Annotated in this window: 6 protein-coding genes; 2 read left to right on the forward strand and 4 right to left on the reverse strand. The window is 40.6% G+C overall.

The window, feature by feature from the left end; genetic code table 11:
* Positions 1 to 107: 107 nt before the first annotated feature.
* Positions 108 to 1,202: a biotin/lipoyl-binding protein gene (locus IQ246_RS27115; RefSeq protein WP_339379224.1), complete on the reverse strand. Its 1,095-nt coding sequence runs from the start codon at positions 1,200 to 1,202 to the stop codon at positions 108 to 110.
* Positions 1,203 to 1,236: 34 nt separating this feature from the next.
* Here IQ246_RS27115 and IQ246_RS30685 point away from each other — a divergent pair, with 34 nt between their 5' ends.
* Positions 1,237 to 1,386: a hypothetical protein gene (locus IQ246_RS30685; protein ID WP_244142178.1), complete on the forward strand. Its 150-nt coding sequence runs from the start codon at positions 1,237 to 1,239 to the stop codon at positions 1,384 to 1,386.
* A gap of 955 nt (positions 1,387 to 2,341) precedes the next feature.
* Here the strand turns inward: IQ246_RS30685 and IQ246_RS27120 are convergent.
* The 3 genes from IQ246_RS27120 to IQ246_RS27130 all read right to left on the reverse strand — a co-directional run bounded on the left by IQ246_RS27120 (position 2,342) and on the right by IQ246_RS27130 (position 7,543).
* Complete coding sequence (locus tag IQ246_RS27120) at positions 2,342 to 4,357, reverse strand: ABC transporter ATP-binding protein/permease (protein WP_194006392.1); 2,016 nt, start codon at positions 4,355 to 4,357, stop codon at positions 2,342 to 2,344.
* Positions 4,358 to 4,661: 304 nt separating this feature from the next.
* Positions 4,662 to 6,029: an MFS transporter gene (locus IQ246_RS27125; protein WP_244142176.1), complete on the reverse strand. Its 1,368-nt coding sequence runs from the start codon at positions 6,027 to 6,029 to the stop codon at positions 4,662 to 4,664.
* Between the two features lie 269 nt (positions 6,030 to 6,298).
* Positions 6,299 to 7,543 carry a glycosyltransferase family 4 protein gene (locus IQ246_RS27130; protein WP_194006393.1) on the reverse strand — a complete coding sequence of 415 codons (1,245 nt, stop codon included), beginning with the start codon at positions 7,541 to 7,543 and terminating at the stop codon, positions 6,299 to 6,301.
* 268 nt (positions 7,544 to 7,811) lie between these two features.
* Between IQ246_RS27130 and IQ246_RS27135 the strand changes: the two genes are divergently transcribed.
* On the forward strand, positions 7,812 to 8,645 hold the full coding sequence (locus tag IQ246_RS27135; RefSeq protein WP_194006394.1) for an aldo/keto reductase: 834 nt from the start codon (positions 7,812 to 7,814) through the stop codon (positions 8,643 to 8,645).
* Positions 8,646 to 8,685: the final 40 nt, after the last annotated feature.

Genomic DNA, 8,685 nt, shown 5'->3' on the forward strand with positions numbered 1-8,685 from the left:
TAGTTACTAATACCCAATACCCAATGCCCAATGCCCAATCCCCAATGCCCAATCCCCAATGCCCAATGCCCAATCCCCAATGCCCAATGCCCAATCCCCAATGCCCTTTAATTTGAAAGTTCAATTACTGCTTTAACTTGCATGTTGGTTAAACTGGCAGCTTTACGACTGGAGGCATCATTAAGTCGGATATAGACTTCTATTACTCTGTTGTCAATATTACTAATAGGGTCAGTATTAATTACATTTTGCCGCCGTACTTGTAAGCCCAAACGCTCCACTGTTCCTTCTAATTCAATGGGAAGAACATCGCCGATTGCTCGCACCTTCTGCTTTGGACGCACCTTGCTGATATCGCTTTCGTATACTTCGGCTATGACATACATCTGGCTGGTTCGTCCAATATCGGCAATACCATCATTTGATACTAATTCCCCAGGACGGGCATGGATCTCGAATACTTGCCCATCTTGGAGCGATGGCTCCGCCAAGATCTTCGGCCAACGCACGTAAGCTTGTTGCAAATTTGCTTTTGCTAAGTTCATGGCTGCTACCACCCGATTGACTTCTGCCTGGGCAGCTTCTATATCAACTTTCGGCACATCCGTAATCTTATCTAGTGTTGCTGTGGCTTCTCTAATTTGTTGCTGACTAGTTGACTGGCTGCGATTTAACTGCGCTTGCGCCTCTTGCAGACTTTTTTGGGCGGTTTCCAGAGTTAAACGCTTGCTGTCTCGTTGAGAAGCGGAAATTGCTCCCTGTTGATACAGTGTCTGATAGCGTTTTTCTTCTACTTCGGCGTTACGCACAGTAGCTTGTAATCGCTCAATTGTGGCTGTTTTAGCCTTAATATCGCCTTGGTGTTCTGCTTCTAGGCGAGCGATCGCAGCTTGTTGGGCTGCAATCTCACCGCGTTTAGCACCCGCTTGCGTACGCGTCAGGTTTGCCTGCGCTACTTTCACTTCTTCCTGCGCCTCTTTTAATGCTGCTTGTAAGCGATCGCGACTGTCCAAAATCGCAATTACTTGCCCTGCCTTTACCCTATCGCCCTCCTTCACTAGTAACTGTTCTACCCGACTTCCTTCCGCAGAGGTGCTGGCAGAGAGTTTAATTACCTTTCCTTGTGGTTCAATTCGCCCTAGGGCTGTTACAGTTTTTAACTGTGGCAATTTTGCTATTGGTGCTTGTGCCTCTTGATTCACAGAATTTTGCCCGAGTTTTACAGTATAAAAAGTTATGCTGCCAATCAATAAAGATGCGATTATACCTATGAAAACGGATGGACGCAGAATAGACTTAGGGGACAATATGTACCCTAATTTTGAGTTTCGCACCATCGATTACCTCTTAACTAGTGGCGCAGAAAAAACTGGAAATATTAGATAGGCTTTTCTCGTTGCCTATTTGTTAATCCCCACTTTCTTAGTCAGTTATTGTTGATTTATAGCTTCATAGTCCATAAAGAAAGGGAACTTTTTGAGAATTTACTTAGAGGATGTTTGTAAAGTCTAATTTATCACTTGCCCAGGCGATTATAAATCGCACGCCACTTGCTACAAGTCGGCATAGCCGCCCAACGCAGTGGCTTGGCTACACAGACGAAACCTGCCTCCGCAGGCTTAAAAACCTTAATTTTATGTTAGTCCGCGCAGGCGGACTTTGCCTGTGTAGTAGCGAATTATATTCGCCTTAAACTTTTAAAACATCCTCTTAGATAGCGTAATTTATCTGGAGATAATAACAAACCCTTGTACCCAATGAGAGACTTATATTCTTAATGAACTACTTTTGTTTTATGAAAGGATTCTGGTATATTAAACTTTTTTAAAATCATGGGTTGTAACAGCGCCAACAATCAGGGCTAAATATAAGTAAATAAGCAAAAATATTAGATGCCATTAGTAACATAGCAATACAAAAAAATGGCGATCGCCACCTAGCGGCAACTAATAATTACACATATATCACTCTTGCAATAACATAGTTAAATTTAATTATCTTTACTTAATTACTAAAGCTTTGAATGCTCTTAAATCATCATAACTTTGTGATGAAATTTTGAAATTACCTGCACCTGTGCAGCTTTGTGATGAAATCGATCCCACTCGCTCTAGATCAAAATTCTGAGGAAAATGAGTGTTGCGATCGCAACACTCATTTTCTAGTTTCACTCCTTTGAAATCAGCTTGACGAAGATCGGCTGAAAATAAGAAGGCTCAACGAAGAGCAGCATCTTGCACATTTGTGAAAAACTTGGTTTTCGTATCGAATGCACAGATGATCCTACTGTAGTCAAAGTCCAAATCAATATCAAAGAAATTGCATCTATGCTTTCAACGCTTTAAGCTCTCACCCATTTCAACATCCTTGGGTTTTTATCGTAGCGGTAAGTTAAGCCGTCCTTAGTAGTGATAGATTGACCTTGACTTGCCTTACTTCTAACTGTACCAAGTGAATAATTTGTTAATATCTGCATTTCCTTATGAGTGAGCTTTTCAATTGTGTCTATTTCTGATTGATTTTGGGATTCATTGTTGGGATAATCTTCTATTTTTATTTCAGCTTTTTTACTGGTACTAGTGACCATTGCTTTTGATTTTTGGATTTGATAATCCTGCACACGAAGAAGTTGCCAACTCGAATCTTGTGAAAGTTCCAAAACCCATTGATGATAATTAAACAGACTTTCTCGATGTCCAACACTGATAAAAGTTGTTTTGGTTGATTGCAACTGTTGATATAAATTCCCTTCATTTTTCAAATCTAAAGCACTCGTTGCTTCATCTAATATAGTAAAGCTCGGACGAGTAACTAACTGTCTTGCAAAAGCAAGGCGTTGTTGTTCTCCCAACGATAATATATTCTCCCAAGGAACTTCTGTATCGAAGCCATCAACTCGCGTAAGCAAGTTTTGTAGGTTTACTTGTTGCAAAACTTCTTTGAGTTCTGCGTCACTCATTTCACGAGTTGTATGAGGATAGAGTAACTGTTCACGTAAAGTTCCCAAAATTATATAAGGACGTTGAGGTAAAAATAAGACTTCCTTTAGGGGAGGTCTTACCAGACGACCATTACCAGCATTCCATAAACCCGCGATCGCTCTCAATAGAGAACTTTTACCTCGACCACTCGGCCCAACAATTAATAAACCTTCTCCAGGTTGAACAGATAGTGACAAATTTTCGACAATCACCTGTTCATAGTTTGGCGTTTCTAATGTGACATTCTCAAAAGCAAGATGATTTTCTTCTATAGTTTTAATGGTACTGACATTTTCTAGTTGTTTGGTAACAGCTTCTAACGCATCCGAAAACTCAGCTAAACGCTCAACATAACTAGAAAATCGCCCGGAAGTCCCAAATTCATTGATTAAATCTGCCATAGCATTAGCAAAAAAACCGGTAGCTAAACTGGCTTGACCAACTTGTCCAAAATCAATTTCACCTCTGATATATAAAGGCCCAAGTATTAAAAACGGAAATATTTGAATAACAGCCTGATATCCTCTATTGAAAATTTCCTTACCTCTCTCCCAATTAATCTTGCGTTCAACACTTTTCAGAAGATTATTAAATCTGCGCCCAATTATATTTGATTCTTGGTTTTCTCCCTGAAAAAAAGCTATCGATTCAGCGTGATTACGAACATGAGTTAGAGAATAATTATATTCAGCTTTCAGTTCAAGCTCCTCTTGATTAATTTTATTCAATTCTTGAGTTAAGTAAATAGCAATCAAATTGCCTATGATCGTGTAAATCAGCATAAAAACAGCTATCTGTTGGGAAATTGACAAAATAATTATTAAAAAGGTTGTCATTTCCAATATTTTTTCTAGGAAAATAGCAAAGAAACTTAGAGCATTACTGGTAATGGGTTCAATTTCTTGGGATAGACGTTGATCTGGGTTATCAATATCAGATTGAAAATTTATTTTATAATAAGCACGATTGCTCAAGTATTTTGATAGGATGCGATTATTCAGCCATTTGTACCAATCAAGAGCGATTTGTTTTCTGACAAATTTAGAAAATCCTACTAAGAACGTTACGCTAATCAGTCCAAGGCTGTAAATTAATAACGTTTTAAGAAACTTAGTATAATCTTTCTCTTCAATGATGACATTGACCAAATGGTTACTAACGAATGTATTTAAGGCAGTTACGCCTACAAGTGCGATTATTAATAAGATCAGGACAAAGAGCATTCCCCAAGCGCGAATCACCTCTGAGAATGCTTTGCCCTCTGGCTCTGTTGGATACCAGTAAGGCCCTGCGATCGCTTTTACATTCTCCCAAAATTGATTAAAAGTCGAAGGAGCATTCGTTATGGGTTGATTACGAGAAACTTGGGATTGCATATTTTAAATATATAGCGGTTATTACTGCTAAAGTCACTAAAGATTATGTTGATAAGTCAAGCACACGTATACATAAATATACTTGAAATAGTTATGTAAAAAAATACTATGAGGTTAAAAAAAAACAAGAAATAGGAATTATTTGTATGTAAAATTATGGAGTAACAGGTAAAAATAATACAGAATAAAAACTCCCTAATTTAGAATAAGATATATGATATTTTTCCGGGAAAATTTTTTGGCAACCTAACATATATCAGGAATTTGATATGGACGCAAGGACAGTTAAGACAGTTAAGAACTACTATTTAGCAGCGATGCCTGCGGCGGGCGTAGCCAACGCAACTCCATCAACAACATCGGGCAATTCATCTTCCACAAGTCGTAAACGGGGCAAGAAGTAGGCAATACAGGTTGCTGAAATCGTAAAGATTCCCGCGATCGCAAGTACAAGTCCCATACCACGACCTGGGCCTACACCGATAATTTGTCCAATGCTTTTTGCTAAAAACCCATCAGCAGCCATTAAAGGTTCAAAAATCTTTTCTGCCAAGGGCCCGATCGCAATATAGCCTAGGGGTAGACCTGCGGCTTCCATCGCTCCTTTTATAGAGAAGACTCTACCTTGCACTAATGGTTCTACTTTAGATTGAAAAATAGCTTGCGTTGAACTAGCAATTATTGGTCGGATCAAAAAGAATAAGAAGACGCCAATAATAAAGACAACAACAGAAGGTTGCAAACCGGCGACGACAAGAGACACACCCGTGAGAAACATACAGCCATATATCATATTCATATTACGCTGTAGACCTCCCCAGATACCAATCAGCAAGCCTCCTGCTAAAACAGCAACGCCAAAGAGCGAAAGAATAGTCCCCAAAACTGTTACGGGAGCAAAAGATAACACTAAGGGTATGGTGATCACTTGAACACCTCCTACAAGGAAAATGCTAAAAGCTGAGATGATTAACACTCCTAGCAATCCAGGTCGAGCAACTAAATAGGTCAATCCATAAGTTGTTTCTTTTAAAAAAGAACTTTCCTCGATCGCAACAGCAGGAGTGTTGGCTTTAGGGAACCGAAGCAGCAAGAGGATAGCAATACCCAAAAACACGGTGGTTAAGTGAAGCACGATAATCCCTTGGAGAGAAATGATACCTAGCAGGACACCTCCTAAAGGTGGTGCTAGGAGTCGCGCAGTACCGTTCATGAGACTCAGCATTCCATTAGCCCTACCAAGGTGCTGTTTTGGTACTAGTAGGCTTATGGAAGCGATGAAAGCGGGTATCTGAAAAGCCACGAAGATAGCACTGAAGGTATTGGCTAAGTAAATGTGCCACACCTCTAACTGACTCGTGATAGATAAAATGCCGATCGCCACTGTTGCCAAAGTTGCAAATAAATCGCTGAGAATCATTGTCCATCTACGATCCCACCGATCCACTAATAAACCAGCTATGGGTGCAAGTAAGATGAGTGGTAAGGTATTGGCAAGGGTAATAAAAGCAAATTGGGTAACAGAACCAGTCTGTTCGTAAACCCAAACATCTAAAGCAAATGCGGTGATGCTGCTACCAATAGATGCAATGAGCTGTCCCACCCAAACAATGATAAACAGTTTCATCTCGCGGAAAATAGTCAGGGGCGTTTTTTCTATACTTGCCAACATGATTTACTCCTATAGTAATCCGATTTGATTCGTGAACTGACTCGTAGGGATGGGGCATTGGGCATTGGGGATGGGGCATTGGGTTTGTTGCAAAGTCTATACCTAACAGGACTTACGCAAGTGTCATATTTTTAACGCCAGAGGTTGTCCAGAGTCAAAGGTCAAAAGTCCAAAAAACCTTGATTCTTGACCCTTGATTCTTGACCCTTGACTCTTATACCAGAAGCCTTGTGTGCCAGTTGCGTAAGTCCTACCTAAAATAAAGCTTTTTATAATTGCTGATACTGGTGCAATAGCTTTTGGGCCTGATAATCCCAAGCAAACTTTTCAACTGCGCGTAGCTGTCCAGCTTCTCCCATTGCAATTCTGAGATTGTCATCTCCAAGCAGCCGCAGAATTGCTTCGGCTAAGGCATCTGCATCCCCACGTTCAACCAATAACCCTGTTTTCTCATCCTCCACCAGTTCGGGGAAAGCACCCCCACGCGTGGCGATAACAGGCAATCCCATTGACATCGCTTCGACAATCGGCATCCCAAATGCCTCATTCCAGACAGATGGAAAAATAAATATATCTGCTTGCTGATAGTACTCAAACAGATCGAAATGGGGAACTTTTCCCAGAAAAAAAACTGAACTGGCTGCGCTAGAAGTAAGTCTATCTTGTAAATGCGATCGATAGCTACCTTGGTAAAAAGGACGAAGATTCTGAATTTGAGGGTCTTCTCTATCTAGTGTGTACCACGGTACTAGGGCGTTTTCTGAACCGACAAGTTTCATCTGTACTTGGGGATAACGAGACACTACTTTGTTAAAGGCATCAATTAAAACGTGTACGCCTTTCTCCGGTGAAATTCTGCCCACAAAAAGAATTTGTTTAATATCTTTTTTATTAATTTTTTTATTGTCGTGATCATTAGAAATAGTAAAGTGATGAATATCTGCGCCGTTGTAAATGGTTTGGCTTTTAACATGAGGTAAGTATTTGCGAACTTGATTTGTAAGATAATCGCTGCATCCGATTACTAAATCCACTGACTTCAGGCACTGTTCAACCATTACTGGATCGAATAATGGCAGAAAATCGCTGTGTATATGTAAGACAATTTTGGCTTGGGGATTATAGGCACGGATGAGCGGAATGAATTGAAAAACAATGTTTATGTGAATCACATCACATTGCTGTGCTTGAATATCCTTAGCGACTTTTCGGTAAAATTCGCAGAAAAATAATTTGGATGCATAGAAGGGACGTTTAGGATTTGAAAGGTTCCAGATATCAAGAAAGTTTAAGGGTTCTAATACCTGATCGAGCCATGAGTCTGGAATTCGGCGATAAGTGATGCCATCTTCGTAATATTCCAATTCTTGATGGGGCCCTTTTGAGCCATAGAATAAAACTTCGTGGCCAGCACGAGCTAAACGCAGCGCCAATGCATAGGATACTAAGCGTATTCCCCCAGTTTTAGGTGGCTCGGCTATGGTGACAGGATAATCGAAGAAGGCGATTTTCATAATTAGTAATTTAGATGTTTTTTTGGGAAGAAGCTAAATATAGTGGTGATCAAATAATGTGGTTTTAAGTTTTTGGTTTACCCTGTTGAAAGTAGTAATAGCCTCACGCAAATGCGCCAACGCAGATAGCAAGAGTTTTCCTCATATAATATACAAGTTAAACATGGGACAATCTATTAGAAAATAATCGAATAATTGTGTTTTATGACTCAAAAATATCTGAAAATAAGTGGAGCTAGTGAGTGTGGATCAAGTTAATAAATTGCTTATGAAAACTATCTGTTTACCATCCGGTCAATTGATACCAGTATTGGGAATGGGAACTGCGGGATTGGGTGAAGCGATCGCCCAGCGTGAAAATGAGATTGCTGCTGTGCGTCGCGGACTAGATTTGGGGATGACGTTGATTGATACGGCAGAAATTTACGGTGAGGGTGGGGCTGAAACGTTAATTGGCAAAGCGATCGCTAATTGTCGTTCATCAGTCTTTCTTGTGAGTAAGGTTGCTCCTCGCAATGCAACTCAGCTAGGAGCGATCGCAGCTTGCGAGAATAGTTTACGACGGTTGCAGACCGATTACCTCGACCTTTATTTATTACATTGGCGGGGGCCTGTACCGTTATCAGAAACGTTGGCAGCATTTGAGACGCTGAAACAATCTGGCAAGATTCGAGATTATGGCGTTGGCAATTTTGATGTTGAGGATATGGAAGAAGCTAGTGCTTTACCCGGAGGTGGAGCCATTGCGACAAATCAAGTCCCCTACAATTTGCAGCATCGCAATAGTGAGTGGAAGTTGTTATCCTGGTGTCAGCAAAGAGGAATCCCTTTGATGGCACATTCGCCCTTGCTACAAGGTGAACTACTCAAACACCCCAAATTGCAGTCAATTGCCCAACAGCGCGGGGTAACAGTTGCACTCTTAGCGATCGCTTGGTTGTTACATCAAGAGGTGATAGTCTTTCCCAAAGCTAGCAGTATCGCCCACGTTGAACAAAATCGAGCCGCCCTCGATTTAAAGTTAACCACAGAAGAACTAAATGCTTTAGATGTTGCTTTTCCCCCACCATCTGAACCTATTGCCCTACTTGAGAATTGGTAATCTGTAATTCCTATTCCCAATGCCCCATGCCCCTGTCTCT

The sequence above is a fragment of the aff. Roholtiella sp. LEGE 12411 genome (genome assembly GCF_015206995.1).
Classification (GTDB): Bacteria; Cyanobacteriota; Cyanobacteriia; order Cyanobacteriales; family Nostocaceae; genus Komarekiella.